This window comes from Nocardiopsis listeri, from assembly GCF_020741345.1.
GTDB classification, from domain to species: Bacteria; Actinomycetota; Actinomycetes; order Streptosporangiales; family Streptosporangiaceae; genus Nocardiopsis; species Nocardiopsis listeri_A.
Map to the genome: position 1 here is coordinate 1 of NZ_DYZD01000068.1, position 17,685 is coordinate 17,685.

The 17,685-nt window shown below is 70.1% G+C and carries 13 protein-coding genes; 8 read left to right on the forward strand and 5 right to left on the reverse strand.

Going from position 1 to position 17,685, the window contains the following annotated elements; all coding sequences use genetic code 11:
- Positions 1–309: 309 nt before the first annotated feature.
- On the reverse strand, positions 310–2,136 hold the full coding sequence (locus tag K8V84_RS04415; RefSeq protein WP_304070726.1) for a gamma-glutamyltransferase family protein: 1,827 nt from the start codon (positions 2,134–2,136) through the stop codon (positions 310–312).
- 491 nt (positions 2,137–2,627) lie between these two features.
- On the reverse strand, positions 2,628–4,049 hold the full coding sequence (locus tag K8V84_RS04420) for a hypothetical protein (protein WP_304070728.1): 1,422 nt from the start codon (positions 4,047–4,049) through the stop codon (positions 2,628–2,630).
- Between the two features lie 300 nt (positions 4,050–4,349).
- Between K8V84_RS04420 and K8V84_RS04425 the strand changes: the two genes are divergently transcribed.
- Positions 4,350–5,315 (forward strand): glycerophosphodiester phosphodiesterase family protein, encoded by a 966-nt coding sequence (locus K8V84_RS04425; RefSeq protein ID WP_304070730.1) that lies wholly within the window; start codon positions 4,350–4,352, stop codon positions 5,313–5,315.
- A gap of 104 nt (positions 5,316–5,419) precedes the next feature.
- A complete protein-coding gene (locus K8V84_RS04430) occupies positions 5,420–6,673 on the forward strand; it encodes an alanine racemase (RefSeq protein ID WP_304070732.1) in 1,254 nt (417 codons plus the stop codon).
- 273 nt (positions 6,674–6,946) lie between these two features.
- Here the strand turns inward: K8V84_RS04430 and K8V84_RS04435 are convergent, their stop codons facing one another.
- A complete protein-coding gene (locus tag K8V84_RS04435) occupies positions 6,947–8,545 on the reverse strand; it encodes a beta-N-acetylhexosaminidase (protein ID WP_304070735.1) in 1,599 nt (532 codons plus the stop codon).
- Positions 8,546–8,992: 447 nt separating this feature from the next.
- Here K8V84_RS04435 and K8V84_RS04440 point away from each other — a divergent pair, with 447 nt between their 5' ends.
- The 3 genes from K8V84_RS04440 (at position 8,993) to K8V84_RS04450 (ending at position 11,607) form a co-directional block, all read left to right on the forward strand.
- Positions 8,993–9,886: a DMT family transporter gene (locus K8V84_RS04440; RefSeq protein WP_304070737.1), complete on the forward strand. Its 894-nt coding sequence runs from the start codon at positions 8,993–8,995 to the stop codon at positions 9,884–9,886.
- 52 nt (positions 9,887–9,938) lie between these two features.
- Positions 9,939–11,159, forward strand: coding sequence for a glycosyltransferase (locus tag K8V84_RS04445; protein ID WP_304070740.1), 1,221 nt, complete (start codon positions 9,939–9,941; stop codon positions 11,157–11,159).
- Between the two features lie 118 nt (positions 11,160–11,277).
- Positions 11,278–11,607, forward strand: a complete 330-nt coding sequence (locus K8V84_RS04450; RefSeq protein WP_304070758.1) for a hypothetical protein — start codon at positions 11,278–11,280, stop codon at positions 11,605–11,607.
- A gap of 93 nt (positions 11,608–11,700) precedes the next feature.
- On the opposite strand, the gene K8V84_RS04455 is transcribed toward K8V84_RS04450, so the two are convergent.
- Positions 11,701–12,651 (reverse strand): LysR family transcriptional regulator, encoded by a 951-nt coding sequence (locus K8V84_RS04455; RefSeq protein WP_304070743.1) that lies wholly within the window; start codon positions 12,649–12,651, stop codon positions 11,701–11,703.
- A gap of 151 nt (positions 12,652–12,802) precedes the next feature.
- Between K8V84_RS04455 and K8V84_RS04460 the strand changes: the two genes are divergently transcribed.
- Complete coding sequence (locus K8V84_RS04460) at positions 12,803–14,137, forward strand: pyridoxal phosphate-dependent aminotransferase (protein ID WP_304070746.1); 1,335 nt, start codon at positions 12,803–12,805, stop codon at positions 14,135–14,137.
- A 177-nt stretch (positions 14,138–14,314) separates the two neighbouring features.
- Here K8V84_RS04460 and K8V84_RS04465 read toward each other — a convergent pair whose 3' ends face one another.
- The gene (locus K8V84_RS04465; protein WP_304070750.1) at positions 14,315–15,511 is read right to left on the reverse strand and encodes a glycosyltransferase family 1 protein; all 1,197 of its coding nucleotides are present in this window, start codon (positions 15,509–15,511) and stop codon (positions 14,315–14,317) included.
- Positions 15,512–15,726: 215 nt separating this feature from the next.
- Here K8V84_RS04465 and K8V84_RS04470 point away from each other — a divergent pair, with 215 nt between their 5' ends.
- Together K8V84_RS04470 and K8V84_RS04475 are read left to right on the forward strand one after the other, a co-directional pair.
- On the forward strand, positions 15,727–15,981 hold the full coding sequence (locus K8V84_RS04470; RefSeq protein ID WP_304070753.1) for a DUF6457 domain-containing protein: 255 nt from the start codon (positions 15,727–15,729) through the stop codon (positions 15,979–15,981).
- Between the two features lie 204 nt (positions 15,982–16,185).
- Entirely contained in the window at positions 16,186–17,604 is a 1,419-nt protein-coding gene (locus K8V84_RS04475; protein ID WP_304070756.1) for a sodium:alanine symporter family protein, read from the forward strand.
- Positions 17,605–17,685: the final 81 nt, after the last annotated feature.

Here is a 17,685-nt window from a genome sequence, read left to right on the forward strand (position 1 = left end):
CGGTCTGGAGGGGGAACAGGGCCGTCGCTGAGGGAGGGGGAGACAGCGAAGCCGACCCTGTCGGGTGGTATGGAGTTGTCGCGGCGCACTCGACCGATCGTCCGGGAGCGCACCCCGCACAAGGTCTAGGTAAGCAGTGACCGGTCGATTTGGCAAGAGGTCGGATCAAGGCGTGCATGTTGGTGCAACGGTGCCCTAAGTCCCCTCCCGTCCAGTCGCGTGCGGGTTCCGTACGCTTTCGTCTGCCTTCGATGTCAGGGGTGGTCTCCGGGCCGGATCGGCGCGATCCGGCCCCTTCCGACCAGGCGATCAACGCCCGGCGGCGTACCCCTGGCCACCTCGGGCGTCGGCGGCGGCGCGCAGCTCACCGGTCTCGGGGTCGCGCGCGACGGCCGCGAGCCGGCCCAGCGACCACGGCTCCGCGACCTTCACCGTGTGGCCGCGTCGGCGCAGTTCTTCGATGGTCCCTTGGCCCACACCCGGCTCGACCACCAGGTCGCCGGGCAGCGTCTCCCTCGGGTGGAAGGAGCTGGGGAAGGCGTTGGTGTGGAACATCGGGGTGTCCAGGGCCTCCTGCAGGTCGGAGGTCCCGTTGAGGATCCGCATCAGCGCGGTGGTCGTCCACTGGTCCTGTTGGTCGCCTCCGGGTGTGCCGATGGCCAGCACCGCCTGCCCGTCATCCCTGGTGACCAGGGTGGGCGACAGGGTGGTGCGGGGACGCCTGCGCGGGGCGAGCGCGTTGGGCGAGGCCGGGTCGAGCCAGAACATCTGCCCGCGGGTGCCCAACGGGAAGCCGAGACCGGGGATGACGGGGGAGCTGCTCAGCCAACCACCGCTCGGTGTCGCCGAGACCATGTTCCCGTCGGCGTCCACGACGTCGAGGTGGCAGGTGTCCCCGCGCTGGTCGGAGGGGGAGACGCCGGGGGCGTTGCGTACCGTCGGCTCCCCGGTGGTGCGGTCGCCCGGGGTGTCGTCGGCCAGGAACAGCGGTGCGACGAAGGGGGAACGGCCACCGGGCGCGCCAGGACGCAGGTCCATGGCGACGCGGGCGTCATCGATGATCCGGGCGCGTTCGGCGGCGTAGGCCGGGCTCAGGAGCTCCTTGAGGGGCACGTCGGTGTGGTCGGGATCGCCGTACCAGGCCTCACGGTCGGCGAAGACGAGCTTGGCGATCTCGGTGAGCCGGTGCACGAAGTCGGCGTCGACACCGGCGTCCGCGCCGAAGGCTCCGTCCCGGCGCAGGTCGGTGTCCACACCGAGCGCCTCGGCCAGCCGGAGCTGTTGCAGCATGGCGGGTCCCTGGCCCCAGGGCCCGGTCTTGTGCACGGTGTGGGCGCCGTGGGTGACGGTGGCGGTGTCCTCGTAGTGGGCGCTCCAGCCGGCCATGTCGGCGGCTGTCAGCAGCCCCTGTTCCGGCTCTCCGCGACCGTTGGGGACGGGCGAGGACAGGAAGGCGCCCACGGCCTCGGCGACGAACCCCTGGGCCCAGGAGCGCCGGGCCGTCTCGATCTGTGCCTCACGGTCACCACCGGCCGCCTCGGCGTCCTCGACGATCCGCCGGTAGGTGGCGGCCAGAGCGGGGTTGCGCAACCGGGAACCGGCTGCGGGGGCGATGCCGCGCGGCAGGTACACGCCGGCCGAGCCCGCCCAGTGCTCGGTGAAGATCGGCCTCAGGTTCTCGATCACGGCCGCGATGCGCGGCAGGACCGGGTACCCGCGTTCGGCCAGGCCGACGGCGTGTTCGAGGACCTGGCGGACCGACATGGTGCCGTGGTCGCGCAGCAGCAGCATCCAGGCGTCGAAGGCGCCGGGGACGGTGGCGGCCAGGACACCGCTGCCGGGGATGCGATCCATGCCGGCGAACGCCTCGATGCTCGCGGCGGCGGGGGAGACGCCCTGGCCGCACAGCACGCGCGGTGCGCCGCCCACCGCCTGGAAGATCACCGGGACCTCGCCGCCCGGGCCGTTCAGGTGGGGCTCGACGACCTGCAGGGTGAAGCCGGTGGCGACGGCCGCGTCGAAGGCGTTGCCACCACGTTCGAGGACGGACATGCCGGCGGCGCTGGCCAGCCAGTGGGTGGAGGCGACCATGCCGAAGTCGCCGCGTAGCTGGGGTCGTGTGGTGAATCCGGGCATGCGTTCGTCCTCCTGCGGATGGGAAGGCGGGGGCTGGGGGACCGGGCCGGGGTGGGGCACGGCGGGGGCGTGCGCCGCGACGGGGGTCGTGGCATCGGGTGGGGACGTCGATCGAACGTGGGCGACGGTACAGCATGGCAGGTCACGAATGTCGGGTGTTCGGGTGATTCGGGCCCAAGGACCTCGGTTCCGGGTTTCCTTCCCTCTTCTCCCGGAACCCGACAAGGGATATGGCCCCAGGGTGAGCGAGGTGACACGCACGGTGCCGGGGGCGTCCCCACGGTTCCGTCGGGGGTGTGGACCGGTGGGAGCGGGTCGCGGTAGGCGGGCGGAAAGGGGGTGTCCTGGTTTGGCCCCGATTCTGTCCAGGATATGTACGGGCCGAAAAAGAACCCGGGGCCGGTGGATGCGGGCACCGGCCCCGGGTCGTGGATGTGGCGGGGAGCCTCAGCCCCGCCCGTCGCGCGCCGCCCTACTCAGGGCGCGCTCCGTCAGGAGTTCTCGCCGGGGATGCTCCACGGCAGGGAGTTCCACAGCTCCTCCCACTCCTCGGCGTCGACCGGGTCCTCGACCTCGACGGAGGCCGCGTCGACGTCGGCGGCGTCGGGCGCCTCGGAGGAGGCCTGCTCGGCCTCGTCCACCGCTTCGGCCATGGCCTCGTTGGCCTCCTCGACCAGATCGCCGATCAGGTCCGCGACCTCGGCGACCGCGTCCTCGACCTCGTCCTGCTCCATGCCGAGGTTCTCGACGCAGTCATCGATCGCGGCGACCTTGTCGGTCTCGTCGCCGTAGTACCAGACGGTGGCCAGCAGGCGGTCGAGTTCGGCGTCGTCGAGGTCGCCCTCGCTCACGGCCTGCTCGACGAACTCCTGGCTGCCCGGGGCCATCTGCTCCTGGTCCAGGTCGGTGGAGGCGGACTCGAAGTCCACGAAGTGCTCGACCAGGCAGGTCTTGACCTCGCGGGAGGTGGGGGCCTCGGGCAGGTCGGCCTCCTGGACCTCTTCCGCGTCCTCGGCGGGGGCCTCGTCGGAGACCTCGTCGACCGGGGCCTCTTCGGTGGCGCCTTCCTCCTCGGCGCCCTCTTCCTCGGTGGACCCCTCGTCGGTGGTGTCCTCCTCGGGGGCCTCCTCCGCGGGCGCCTCCGGGGTCACGTCGTTCTCCGGGGTCTCCGCGGGAGTGTCCTCGTCGGCGGGGGCGTCCTCTGCAGGGGCCTCTCCCTCGGGAGCTTCCTCTGCCGGCGTCTCGTCCTCGGGGGCCTCGTCCTCCGGCGCCTCGTCCTCAGGGGCTTCATCCGAGGGGGTCTCGTCTTCCGGGGTCTCGTCTTCCGGAGCCTCCTCGGCTTCGGCCTCTTCGGCCTCCGGATCCGTCGCCTCCGAGATCGACTCGGCCATGCGGATCAGCTCGCCGCTCTCCCAGCGGTCGGGCTGGAGATGCGTGGTGATCGCCACACCCGGGCTCGCGAGCCAGAACAGGTCGCCGGTCTCCTCGGAAAGGTAGGCGCCGTGCTCGAACTCCTCACTCTCGGGGAGCTCCTGCAGGCTCGAATCCGCGAGGTGGCTGTACCGGCTGCCCCTGATGTCGTCGAGTTCCTGGAGGTTCTCCGAACGCAGGACCGCGACCCGGCCGTAGAGCTGGTCGGGACCCTGGATCCACGAGAGCTGGGAGCGGCTGTTGCCCCGGCGGTCGGTCGTGGAATCGGCGTTGATCCCGTACCGGTCCAGGCCCGGTGGCAGGTAGGCGATCTGGTGCCCGTCGAGGCTGTAGGAGGAGACCCCCTGGCTGACCACGGGCCAGCTGAGCGCCTCGGTTTCCTTGTCGTCCGCCGCGGCGGGCCCGGCGAGGCCCACCAGACCCGACGTGGAGATGGCGGCGGCACTGAACAGCGCGACCCACCTCGCGTGGTGCTTGCGCATGAGAGTTCCTTCCCGTCGACTACTACCTGTGATGCTTTCAGGACTCTCGGTGGTTATCGAGGGCATTCATGGTCAAAAATCGGACATGAAGTGGCCAAATGCATCCATAGGGCGAGATTCGTCGGTCGGCTGGTGCAGTCCACCAGAAGATGGGCCGCGGATCACCGACTGCTTCGCGCATGGTCACCTTTCGGTCACCATGCGCGCTCACCCTGGGTGGGCAGTCGGCCAATCCACGCGTACATGGGAGGCCCGGTGCATCAGCGCATCGGTTTCGTTGTCGGAGCAGTCACGTTCTCGATGTCCGTCCTCGCGAGCCCGGCGCTCGCGGCCCCGTCCGCGCTCGTGGGAAGCGATCACGAGCCGATCGAAGTACAGCGCGTCCACCAGAGCGCGGCCACCCCACCACAGCAGACGGCGCCGACGCGCCCGCTCATCGCCGTCTCCCACCGAGGAGCGGCCGGCACCGCGCCGGAGAACACCCTCGCCGCCATCGACGAGGGACACCGGCTCGGCGCGGAGACCGTGGAGATCGACGTCCAGCTCACCTCGGACGAGGAGATCGTGCTCATGCACGACACGACGTTGGAGCGCACCACCGACGTCGCCGAGGTGTTCCCCGACCGGGCGCCCTACGACGTCGGCGACTTCACCCTGGAGGAGATCGAGCGCCTCGACGCCGGTTCCTCCTTCGACGAGGAGTTCGCCGGTGAACCCGTCCCGACCCTGCGCGAGGCCCTCGACCGGCTCCAGGAACACGACATGAACCTGCTCCTCGAGGTCAAGGAACCCTCTTTGTACCCGGGGATCGAGCACCAGATCTCCGTCGAACTGGCGCGCAGCCCGCACTGGCTGGTGCCCAACGCGCCCGGTGAACCCCACCGACTCGTCGTCCAGAGCTTCGACTGGGAGTCCACCGAGTACTCCAAGAGCCTGCTGCCTTCCGTGCCGCACGGACTGCTCGGCCAGGTCCCCAAGGACCGGATCGTCGACTACGACTGGGCGCAGATGATCAACCCCAACCACAACTCCATCGACGCCGACTACGTCGCGGCAGTCCAGGACGCCGGTCTGGAGATCATGCCGTACACGATCAACGAGGCCGACGGGATGCGGCGCGTCCTGGAGATGGGTGTGGACGGTTTCATCACCGACTTCCCCGAGATCGGGCAGCGGGCCATCGCGGAGTTCCTGGAGGGCCGCGTCGACCCGGCCGTCGACAAGGAGCCCGAAGTCTCCGAAGAGTCCGTGGAGGTCGTGTCCTGAACCTTCCTGGGAGGGGTCGCCGATGGGATGATCGGTGACGAAACCTCCGGTGTCGGACGGTGTTCGCCGTCCGACACCGGACCCGGCCACGGAGCGGAGACCACGTGAGTGAACGGCTGACCATCCCCACCGAGTACGTCGACTGGCGCACCAAGGGCCTGTGGTGGCCGGGGGAACCCGTCACCCTCGACGAGTTCGTCGCCCGCAAGGACCATCTCTTCGACGGTCCGTTCACCTGGCCGCTGATGGTGCTGCGCGCCTCGGCCCTGGAGCGCAACGTCGCCGCGCTCGCCGACTTCACCCGCGACCGCGGGCTGCTCTTCGCTCCGCACGGCAAGACCGCCATGTCGCCCCTGATCACCCGGCGCCAGCTCGACGCGGGCGCGTGGGGGATCACCGCCGCCACCGCGAACCAGGTGCTGGTCTTTCGCCGCTTCGGGGTGCGCCGGATCCTGCTCGCCAACGAACTGCTCGACGCGAAGACACTGCGCTGGGCGGCCGCCGAGCTCGACTCCGACCCCGACTTCGAGTTCCTCTTCTACGTCGACTCCCCGGAGGGCGTCGCCGTCGCCTCCCAGGCCGTCGCTCCGCACGGCACGCCTCGTGAGGGCGCACGACCGCTTCGGGTGTTGATCGAGCGCGGCGTCCCGGGTGGCCGCACCGGCTGCCGGACCCGAGAGGAGGTGCTGGCCGTCGCCCGGGAGGTGGCCGGCGCTCCGGGGCTGGAGGTGGCCGGGGTCGCCGGTTACGAGGGACCGTTGGGCGAGGCCGCGGACGTGCGGGGCTTCCTCGACGACCTCCTCGGTGACGCCGCCGCTCTGACCGGCGAAGACGGGCCGGAGCGTCCGGTGCTTTCGGTGGGCGGCAGCGCCTGGTTCGATCTGGTCGCCGAGGCGCTGGGCGGGCGCGAGGACGTCCTGCCGATCCTGCGCAGCGGCGCCTACGTCGCCCACGACGACGGCCTGTACCTGCGCACCACGCCCTACAACCGGCTTCCCGACGGGCCCGAGACCCTCTCAGGCGCCCTCGAACTGTGGGCGCAGGTCACCTCGACCCCGGAGGAGGGGCTGGCCATCGCCGGCATGGGTCGCCGGGAGGCCAACCACGACCAGGGGTTCCCGATCCCGCGGGTGCTGCGCCGGGCCGACGGCACCGTGGTCCCGGCGGAGGGGGTGGAGGTGTTCGACCTCAACGACCACCACGCCTACCTGAGGGTTCCGGACGGGCTGGGCGTACGCCCGGGCGACCTGTTCTCCTTCGGTATCTCCCACCCCTGCACGGCCTTCGACCGATGGCAGGTGATTCCGGTGGTCGATGACGACGACCGTGTGGTCGACGCGACCGCCACCTACTTCTAGGGGCCTCCGCCGGCGCTTCGGCCCGTGTTCGGGGCCTTCGCAGAGGGATCCTTCATCCGTCGTCCACGCCTGCCGCTCGTGCCTCGCTCGCGGCTCGACTTCTCTTACGGAACCCTCTCCGGTCCCGAACGGGCGACCCCCGTGGCGCGGGGACGGGACCCGGACGGGAAGTCCCTGGTGGTACATGCAACGGGATCCGGGGGGATGTGGGGTTTCGAGGCCGTTCCGTGAGGCTCTCGCACCGGCCGGTGCGAGAGCCTCACGAAGAACCCGTCAGCCCCAGCCCTGGACGCCCGGGCGGCCGTGCCAGGGGCGGGGGCCGTCCATCGGGCGGTACTCCACACCCGCGGCGTCCAGGCGGCCGAGGTGGTGCAGCAGGCGCGGCTCGAACTCGGCGTAGTCGCGTTCGTTGGTCGACCACACCTTCTCGGCGAACGCCGACAGGCGGGGGAAGACCATGTAGTCCAGACGCCTGGGCGTGTCGATGTGTTCGGTCCACAGATTCACCTGGGCGCCCAGGACGTGCTCGGCCTCCCTCTCGGTGAGGTCGGCGGGCACCGGGTCGCCCGCGTACACGTCCTCCACCCGAAGCAGGGTGCCCACCGGCACCGGTTCGTCGGGGCTCTCGGACTGCCTGTAGTCCAGGTAGGAGGTGGCGGTGGGGGCCATGACGACGTCGTGTCCGGAGCGGGCGGCGGCGACACCGCCCTCCTCGCCCCGCCAGGAGAGCACCGTCGCACCCGGCGCGAGCCCTCCTTCGAGGATCTCGTCCCAGCCCAGCAGGCGACGGCCACGTTCGGTGAGGTGGGCGTCGAGCTGTCGGATGAACCAGCTCTGCAGCTCGTCCTCGTCGGCCAGCCCCTCCTCGCGGATGCGTCGCTGGGCGGACTCGCTGTTCTTCCACTGGGTCTTGGGGCACTCGTCCCCGCCCACGTGGATGTAGGGGCTCGGGAACAGTTCGATGAGCTCGTCGAAGACGTTCTTGTAGAACTCGATCACGTGGTCGGTGACGGCCAGTACCTCGTCGAAGATGCCCCATCGGGTCCCCACCGGGATCTCGCCGACCTCGCCGAGCTCGGGGTAGGCGTGGATGGCGGCCTGGGAGTGGCCGGGCACGTCGATCTCCGGGACCACCGTGATGTGCCGCTCGGCGGCGTAGGCGACGATCTCGCGGACGTCGTCCTGGGTGAGGAAGCCGCCGTGCGGGCGTCCGTCGAACACCGGTGGCCTGCTCGCGCCGACCTGGCTCTCGGTCCGCCAGGAGCCCTTCTCGGTCAGCTTCGGGTAGCGGCGGATCTCGACCCGCCAGCCCTGGTCGTCGGTCAGGTGCAGGTGCAGCACGTTGAGCTTGTGCATCGCGAGGAGGTCGATGAACCGGAGGATCTCGCGCTTGGGCTGGAAGTGCCGGGCGATGTCGAGCATGGCCCCGCGCCAGCGGAAACGGGGGGAGTCGGTGACACGCACGGAGGGCAATCTCCATCGGCCGGTGGCCTCGCCCACGGGTGCGTCGCGGTAGGCGTCGACGGGCAGGAGCTGGCGCAGGGTCTGCGCTCCGTAGAAGACACCGGCGGGGTCGTGGCCGACGACGATGGCGCCCTCGGCGTCCACGATCAGCCGGTAGCCCTCCTCTCCCAGACCGGCGGTGGGGTCCACGCTCAGTCGGATCCGCGCGTCCTGCTCGTGGCCGACGCACAGGGGGAGCCCGGTCGCGGTGCCGAGTTCTCGCCGCAGCCAGGTCAGGGTCGGGCCGGCGGCCTGGTCCGCGGAGATGCGTGTGTCGGTGTCGAGCACCAGGCCCTCCGAACCGTCGGTGGTGACCTCAACGGGACGGGGGAGAAGGGAGACGGGGGAGTTGCGGGGGTTGTCAGGCACGAGGCACTGCTCCTATCCGGTCTAGACCACTATCCGACATCTTGTCACGGATCCTCACCGTCTCCCAAGGGTTCGACGTCGAAAGGTCCTGCAAATGATGCGGTGGCGACCACCCCATACCGACTTTTGACCCGTGGGGACTCTTAGGGCACGGGCAATTGCGGCAGACGTAGGGACGAGGGGGTCGATGAACGCATCGCCGGAACGACAAGGCCCGCGGGCACCCGAAGGTGGGGGTCGCACCCATATGAGAGGAGGGCCGGCACTACCTCGAAGACGGGGGTCGTCCTTATCGCCAGGCGACGCCCCCGTTCCGTACCGTCGTGAACGTATCCGGTTCCCACAGCGGACACGGATGGAGAACACAGTGCCGGAGGAGACGGGGATGCCGTCGATGACACCTGGGACGCACGGTGACGTTCGGAGCCGACCGGGCCGGAGCCGCTGATGATCTGGTCCGTGTCGATCGCGGTGGCGGGCGCGTTCAGTCTGGCGTTCGGCTCGGCGATGCAGGAGCGTGACGCCGTTCGGGCCCCCGGAGGGCGGGTCGCCCGCGCGGGTTTCCTCCTGCACCTGCTGCGCCAACCACGCTGGCTACTGGGCAGTGGGGCGGCAGTGCTGGGCGCGACACTGCACCTGATCGCCCTCAGCGGGGCGCCCCTGACCATCATCCAGCCCATCGGCGTGACGGGCCTGTTGTTCGCCATCGTGCTGTCGGCGTTGTTCAACCGGCAACGGGTGCGCCTCTCACAGATCCTCGCCGGGACCGCCGTCATGGTGGGTCTGGTCGGTGTCCTGTGGCTGTTCCCGCATGGCGGTCGGATCCCCGTGATGTCGACCGGGACCGCCCTGTGGCTGGCCGGGATCGTCATCGGGTCGGGCGCCCTCGTGTACGTCACCGCCCAGTGGATGCCCAGCAACGCACGTGCGCTCGCACTCGCCCTGGCCGGCGGAGCGGCGCTCGGCACCACCTCCGGACTGGCCCGGGTGGTCACGGCCAACACCATGGCCGACCCGATCCACCTGTTCAGCTGGCTGACGCTGTTGGCCGTGGTCACCGCGGTGTTCGGCGCCCTGCTGTTGCAGAACGCCTACCGCACCGGTCACTTCGCCGCCGCCTACGCGACCCTGCTCATCGCCGACCCGGTGGTCGGGGTGGGCATCGGGGTCCTGCTTTTGGGAGAAGGGGTGCCCGACACCCCGACGACGGCCACCGCGGCCGCGATCTTCGCCGTCCTGGCGGTCCTGGGCACGGTGATCCTGGCCCGTTCCCGACACCGGAACCCGGAGGCCGATCCCCGCGTTCCCACGACCACCACCGCTCAGGGCCGGTCCCGCTGAACCATCGCCGACCGTCGCGAGCATCGCCACGTCGAACGAAGGAGTTCCCACCATGTTCCACACCGAGCGTCCACTGAACGTGCTCATCGCGTCGGACACCTACCCGCCCGACGTCAACGGCGCCGGGTACTTCACCCGCCGTCTGGCGGAGGGGCTGGCCGAGCGGGGACACCGTGTGCACGTGGTGTGCCCCTCCGAGGAGGGCGAGCCGTACGTGACGGTGAACGGGAGGGTCACCGAACACAGACTCAGGTCGGCCCCGATCCCCTTCCAACCGGACATGCGGGCGGCCCTGCCCTTGGGGATGGGCGGGCACATCGCCCGGATCCTGCGGCGCTTGGGCCCCGACGTCGTCCATGTCCAGAGCCACTTCACGCTGAGTCGTTCGGCGCTTCGGCGGGCGCGTTCGATGGCCGTGCCGGTGGTGCTCACCAACCACTTCATGCCGGACAACCTGTACGCGCACGCCCGAGTGCCACGGTCGATGCAGCGGGCCGCGGGGGCCGCCGCCTGGCGGGACATGGTGCGGGTGGCGATGGAGGCCGACCACGTGACCACGCCGACCCCGCGCGCGGCGGCGCTGCTGCGGGAGAAGGGGTTCGCCCGCGACGTCGAGGCGATCTCCTGCGGGATCGACCTGGAGCGTTTCCACCCGTGCTCGGATCGGTCCGGACCGCGTGCCCGGTTCGGGTTGCCCGACCGCGACACGGTGGTGTTCGTGGGGCGTCTGGACGAGGAGAAGCGGATCGACGAGACGATCCGGGCCCTGGCCAGGATCGTGCCGGAGCGGGACGTGCAGTTGGCGCTGGCCGGTACCGGACAACGCGAGGGTGAGCTGAGGGCGTTGGCGGCCCGGCTCGGCGTGGCCGACCGCGTGTTCTTCCTGGGGTTCGTGCCGGACGAGGATCTGCCGTCGGTGTACGCGGCCGGTGACGCCTTCGCGATCGCGGGCGTGGCCGAGCTGCAGAGCATCGCGACGTTGGAGGCGATGTCGACGGGGCTGCCGGTGGTGGCGGCCGACGCGATGGCCCTGCCGCACCTGGTGTCGGAGGGGCGCAACGGGTACCTGTTCCCGCCGGGGGACGACGCGGCGCTGGCGGAAAGACTGCTCACCGTGCTCGGCCCGGACCGGGAGAAGTTGGGGGAGGCGAGCCGGGAGGTCGCCTTGGAACACGACCACCACCGGTCGTTGGAGCGGTTCGAGAGGGTGTACGGGAGGCTCCGCGAGTGGGGGACGGCGGTCTGGCCGGGGGAGCGCTCCCTGGTCGCCTGAGCGACCGATGCCCGTCGGACGCAGACTGGCAAAAGCGACAAAAGCGTCCAATGCCACTTTCCGCATTCTTTGCGTAGCCAACGGTGATGTTCGGGCGATACAGGAAACACAAGTGGTTGTGTGGTTCGAAGGCATCAGCGGACAGGCAAGCCTCGGCCGGATCGCCAAGGGCGGTAACGCGACCGAGGGCCTCACCGATCGTCTGCTCAGCGCAGAACGGGAGGCGGGGTTCCATGAGCGCGACATGTCGGCGTTCGAACGTGAACGGATCGACCTGGAGCACCGGGTGAACCGGATGGAGGCGGAGCTGGAGTCCCTGCGCAAGAGAAGACTGGAAGCCTACGCGCGCTGGTGGAACGCTCGCGACGACCGTGACCGGGCCCGACACGTCTGTCGTCGGATCCGACGCAAGATCGACAAGATGCGCCGAAGAGCGAACGGCGCATGAGGCCACGGAACCCGATACCGGACCGATGAACGCGACACGCCCGCCACGTGTCGCGTTCGACGTGTAAGGGCCCGGCCGGCCTCCGACCCCGAATCACGTGGTGGGCTCGTCGTCGGTGGTGAGCGGGTCGATCTCGCCCTCCACGCTGCGGGCCGCCTGCCGTAGGGCGTCCAGGGTCACCCGCACCGCGGGCCTGCGCAGCGACGCCGGTCGCAGCACCGCGTACACGTGCCGGGCCGGGGGTGAGGGCAACTTCCGGTAGACCAGCCCCGCCGGAGCGCCCACCATCGCGAGCGCCGGAACCGCGGCGATGCCGATCCCCCTCGACACCAGGCTCAGGATCGTGCCCAGACCCTCGAACTCCCAGGTGGCGGCGGGCAGACCGCCCGCGTCCTCGAACAGCTTGTCCGTGCCGTAACGCGAACGCTCGCCCTCGGGCGCCACGATCCACGACTCGTTGAGCAGCCGGTCCAACACCAGCGGGAACGAGGGCTCCGCCAGCCGGTGGTCCTCCGGGACCGCCAACACCATCGGGTCCCGCAACAGGTGGACGTGGCGCAGCCCGCTGTCCGCTCCCCGGCCCGGGTGCCTGCCGGTCCAGTCGTCGACGATCGCGATGTCGACCTCTCGGGAACGCACCTTCTGCGTTCCGGTGGAGAGCAATGTCTGTCGCAGCACCAACTGCATGCCCTGGTGTCGGCGCAACGGCGGCGCCAACTCGGGCGCGAACGCCACCGCGGCGGTCGGGAAGGCCGTGACGGTGACCACGCCCAGGGCCACGTCCGCCTGTTCGGCCAGGACCGACTCGGCCGCCTCGACCATCGCCAGGATCTCCTCGGCCTGGGTCACCAGCAGCCGGCCGGCATCGGTCAGCTCCGCCCCACGAGGGGAACGGTCCAGCAAGGCCACGCCCGTCTCCCGTTCGAGTGTGGTCAGTTGCTGCGACACCGCCGAGGGGGTGTAACCGAGGGCGTTCGCGGTGGCGACGATCGTGCCACGAACGCTGAACTCACGGAGCAACTGCAGGCGATGGAGATCGAGCATAAGGACATCTTACGCTCAGCATCAAAAAGCCGCGCTTGTACTGATGGCGATTCGTGGGCAGGCTGGACGACAGAAGAGGTCAGACGAAGAGCGGATCACCAGCTCAGGAGCTGACCCAGCGCCTAACGCCCATCCCGGAGATGAGTCGTCCATGACCGTCACTGTGTCCGCCACTCTCGCCGTCAACGAAGCCCTGAACGAGAAGCGTCGCCAGGGGGTGCGCGTGCTTCCACTCGGCTTCGGTGAGGCCGGCCTTCCGGTGCACCCCGTCATGCGAGACCACCTCTCCGCGGGGAACGGTGCCAACGCCTACGGGCCGGTCGCAGGATCGGTGGCACTGCGCGAGGCGGCCGCCGGCTACTGGAACCGTCGAGGTCTGGCCACCGACCCGGACCTGGTCATCGCGGGTCCCGGCAGCAAGCCCCTGCTCTACAGCCTTCTTCTGGAGATCGGCGGTGACACCGCCATCGCCGCGCCCAGCTGGGTCAGCTACGCCGCGCAGAGCCGCCTGGTCGGCCAGAGCCCGATCATGGTGCCGACCGCCACCGGCCAGGGCGGCGTACCCCAGCCCGATCTGCTGCACGCCGCCGTGACCGACGCCCGCGAGCAGGGCCGCACCGTCAACGCCGTCGTCGTGACCGTCCCCGACAACCCGACCGGGACCGTCGCCGACGCCGAGACGGTCCGAAGGCTCGCCGACGTCGCCCGCGAGCTCGACCTCATCGTCATCTCCGACGAGATCTACCGTGACCTCGTCCACCTCGACTCCGACGGTGAGGACCGTGCCGTCGTGCACAGCCCCGCCGAGTTCGCGCCCGAGCGCACCGTCATCTCCACCGGCCTGAGCAAGAACCTGGCCCTGGGCGGCTGGCGGATCGGCGTCCTGCGCCTGCCCGACTCCCAGATCGGTCACCGACTGCGCGGCGGACTCCTGGGCGTGGCCAGCGAGATCTGGTCCAGCCCGGCGGCGCCGGTGCAGGAGGCCGCCTCGCACGCCTTCGCCGAGCCGACCGAACTCATCGACCACATCGACCGCAGCCGCCGTCTGCACGGCATCGTCGCCCGAGCCGTCACCGACATCTTCGTCGCGGCCGGTGCGAACGTCGCCGCGCCCAGCGCCGCCTTCTACCTGTACCCGGACTTCGAGCCGGTCCGGGAACACCTGCGGGCCCTGCACGGGGTCACGACCGGGCCCGAACTGACCGGACTGCTGCTGGAGAAGTACGGCATGGGCGTCCTGCCCGCGGTGGAGTTCGGAGAAAGCCCCGACACCCTGCGCATGCGGGTGGCCACCAGCCTGCTCTACGGAGACTCCGAGGAGCGGCGCTACGCGGCACTGTCCGCACACGACCCGCTGGCGCTGCCGTGGATCCGCGCCCACCTGGACCGACTCACCGAGGTGCTCGGCGGTCTGCTGGACAAGGGCCCGGCCCACCCCGCCACGGTCATCCCGGTGCGACGCGAGGTCGCTCGGTCGGTGAACTGACCCGATCCCCACAGCTTGTGGCCGCCTCGTTTTAAGGGGGCGCGGCGGACACAACCGACGGGTCCCTCCCCACATCTCTCCCGGGGAGGGGCCCGTCGCCATGTTCGGGGTCCGCGGGACCGCGGGACCGCGGGACCGCGGGGCCGTCGGCACGGTGGGGCCACGGCCGTCGTCGGCTCAGGCCTTCTGCGGCTGAGCCGACCGGGCAGCCAGCTCCCGACTGGGGGCGATCACCGATCGGTAGTGCGCGACGAGGTCGGCGTTGACCGCGGCCCAGGTGCGGTGCTCCACCGAGGGCCGGGCGGCGGCACGCATCGGCTCGCGCACCCGCAGGTTGTGCGCCAGCCGGCCCACCGCCACCTTCAGCTCGCGCGTGGAGTCGGGGGCGAACAGCAGCCCGTTGTGCTCGTCGGTGACCAGGTCCAGCGGGCCGCCCGCGGCGGGGGCCACCACCGGCACCCCGGACGCCAGCGCCTCCTGGACGGTCTGGCAGAAGGTCTCGTCGGCCCCGGTGTGCACGAACACGTCCAGCGCCGCGTACAACCGGGACAGGTCCCGACCGGTGCGCTGACCGGTGAAGATGGCGTCGGGCAGCATCCGGCGCAGCCGGGCCCGGTCGGGGCCGTCCCCGACCACCACGATCCGGACGTTGCGCAGGCGCGCCAGGTGCCCCAGCAACTCCACGCGCTTGTCCTTGGACAACCGGCCCACGTACCCCACGAGCGTCTCTCCGTTCGGGGCCAGACGGTGCCGCAACCCCTCGGAACGGTGGTCGGGGCGGAAGCGGTCGATGTCCACCCCGCGACGCCACAGGGCCAACCGGGGGAACCCGCGGTCCGACAACGCCTCCATCGTGGCGGAGGAGGGCACCAGGGTGCGGTCCACCGAGGAGTGGACCCGGTGCAGCAACGACCAGAGCGCCTCGGTCCCGGGCAGACCGTACCGACCGGCGAAACCGGCAAGGTCGGTCTGGAACACGCCCACGGTCGGCAACGCCCAACGTCGCGCCACGTCCACGGCGGCGGCGCCGAAGACGGTGGGGGAGGCCAGGTGGACCACGTCGGGGGCGAAGGCGCGCAGGGCGGCGGCCATCGTCCGCCGTAGGGGCAGGCCGACCGCGAAGTCCCGGTACACGGGCAGAGGAACGGCGGGCAGTCGTACGACCGGGAACCCGGCGTACGAGGTGGGTCCGCGACCGGGCGCCAGCACCACGGCCCGGTGGCCCCGGGCGGCCAGGTGCTCCAGTACCCGGCACACGGAATTGGTGACCCCGTTGACCTGGGGCAGGAACGACTCGGTCACGACGGCCACCCGGAGGGGGAGGTCCGGTGGGGTGTTCGGGAAGGTGTCGACGAACGGGGTGACGGGGGACATGCGAACGGGCTCCCAACGCCGGAATATCGCTGCTCCCGACGCTAGGCTCGGAGCGTGAACCGGGGTCGCCGCCCGGGCGAACCCGCCCCGTCGGAAGGGGGTGGGTTCGAGGAGGGGGCGGTGACGAGGCGTGTACGGTCGTCTGGCCGTCGCGTGACACCGGGATGGCATGATCGCCGAGAACGTTGCAGGACACACCTTTGAGGAGTCGAGCGGTGACCCTAGTGGAATGGGCGAGGCTGGTGTTCGAGGAGCTCGAAGTGTCCGGGAGCGAGCCGCTCCAGAAGGCCGACGTCGACCGGATCCTCGACCTGGCCCGGGACGCCGCGCACTCCGTCGCCCGTCCCGCGGCGCCGCTCACCACCTACCTGCTGGGTGTGGCGGTCGGTGGGGGAGCGGACCCGGAGGAGGCCGCCGCCGCGCTCAGTCGGCTCGCGCTGGCCCACGCCGAGGACGACAAGGCGGACTGACGGGTGTCCGCCACGCACCCGAGGTGACACCGGCGCGGCGCAACGTTCATGTCGAACACATGTGATTCGTTCGTTACGCGTCAGTGTCATTCTTTGCCGATATCGAAATGCACCCAACTGTGCCGATGTGACTCCGCGAACAACGGTCCCTCTGTTCCACCCCCGGATCTCTCGGCCCCACACACACCGAAAGGGAGATCCCCTGTGGACCAACTCCTTGAGATGGCCGGCATCGTCAGTGACATCATCTGGGGACCCTTCGTCCTCATTCCGTTGTTGCTGGGTGTCGGTGTCTTCCTCACCATCCGGCTGCGCCTTCTCCAGTTGCTCAGGCTGCCGCACGCGCTTTGGCTCGCCCTCGTCCGTCGCAAGGAGGACTCCTCCGTCGAGGGCGACATCTCCCACTACCAGGCGCTGAGCACCGCGCTCGCCGCCACCGTCGGTGTCGGCAACATCGCGGGAGCCGCGCTGGCCATCGGTGTCGGTGGCCCGGGTGCGCTGTTCTGGATGTGGGTCATCGGCATCTTCGGTATGGCCACCAAGTACAGCGAGGCCCTCCTGGGGGTGAAGTACCGTCGCACCGACGCCAAGGGCGAGCAGAGCGGCGGCCCGATGTACTACCTCAAGTACGGGATCAAGGGCGGGTTCGGCACCTTCCTCGGCGTCGCCTTCGCGGTCTTCGGCGCCATCGCCGCCTTCGGCATCGGTAACGGCACCCAGGCCAACACCGTGGCCCAGCAGGTCAGCAGCGTCACCCCGCTTCAGCCGTGGGTCATCGGCCTCGTCCTGATGATCCTCTCCGGCGGGGTCATCCTCGGTGGCATCAAGAGCATCGGCCGTGTCGCCTCCGGCCTCGTGCCGATCATGATCATCGGCTACGTCGGCATCTGCCTCCTCGTACTCATCGCCAACTGGCAGGCGCTCCTGCCCGCGTTCCAGCTGGTCTTCACCGATGCCTTCACCGGAACCTCCGCGGTCGGCGGTTTCGCGGGTGCCGGTGTCATGCTCGCCATCCAGATGGGCTTCGCCCGCGGCATCTTCTCCAACGAGTCCGGTCTGGGCACCGGTGGCATCGCAGCCGCCGCCGCCAAGACCAAGGAGCCGGTCCGTCAGGCCATGGTCTCCATGACCCAGACCTTCATCGACACCATCATCGTGGTGAGCATGACCTGCCTGGTCATCATCGTGACCGGTGTATGGCGGGGGGACGAGGCCGAGGACGGTTCGCTGCTGACGTCGCAGGCCATGACCGAAGGCCTGGGCGCCATCAGCCCCGGTTTCGGTGCGGCCGGTGCCTACATCGTCGCGGCCTCCGTGGCCGTCTTCGCCTTCAGCACCCTGCTCGGTTGGGCCTACTACGGCGAGCGGTGCGTGGAGTTCCTGGGCGGCCGCAAGCTGGTCCTGCCCTACCGACTCGTCTTCATCGTCATCATCTTCATCGGTTCGGTCGCCAGTCTCGACTCCGTTTGGCTGTTCAGCGACATCGCCAACGGACTGATGGCGCTGCCCAACCTGGTGGGGCTGCTCCTGCTGTCCCCCGTCGTGGTGGCCGAGAGCAAGAGGTTCTTCGGTCACCCGAACTGGCGTGACCCTGACGCGGTCATGGACGACGTTCGGAGTTAGTCGACGTACACGCCCCGACACGGGGAAACGTGAAGGGGACCGGCCCGCGGGCCGGTCCCCTTCACGTTTCCCCGTGTCGGG

Excerpts from the sequence above, each read along its gene's own strand:
- K8V84_RS04420 (WP_304070728.1), bottom strand. The coding sequence starts at position 4,049 with ATGCGCAAGCACCACGCGAGGTGGGTCGCGCTGTTCAGTGCCGCCGCC.
- K8V84_RS04445 (WP_304070740.1), top strand. The coding sequence starts at position 9,939 with ATGTTCCACACCGAGCGTCCACTGAACGTGCTCATCGCGTCGGACACC.
- K8V84_RS04465 (WP_304070750.1), bottom strand. The coding sequence starts at position 15,511 with ATGTCCCCCGTCACCCCGTTCGTCGACACCTTCCCGAACACCCCACCG.
- K8V84_RS04415 (WP_304070726.1), bottom strand. The coding sequence starts at position 2,136 with ATGCCCGGATTCACCACACGACCCCAGCTACGCGGCGACTTCGGCATG.
- K8V84_RS04440 (WP_304070737.1), top strand. The coding sequence starts at position 8,993 with ATGATCTGGTCCGTGTCGATCGCGGTGGCGGGCGCGTTCAGTCTGGCG.
- K8V84_RS04425 (WP_304070730.1), top strand. The coding sequence starts at position 4,350 with ATGTCCGTCCTCGCGAGCCCGGCGCTCGCGGCCCCGTCCGCGCTCGTG.
- K8V84_RS04455 (WP_304070743.1), bottom strand. The coding sequence starts at position 12,651 with ATGCTCGATCTCCATCGCCTGCAGTTGCTCCGTGAGTTCAGCGTTCGT.
- K8V84_RS04460 (WP_304070746.1), top strand. The coding sequence starts at position 12,803 with ATGACCGTCACTGTGTCCGCCACTCTCGCCGTCAACGAAGCCCTGAAC.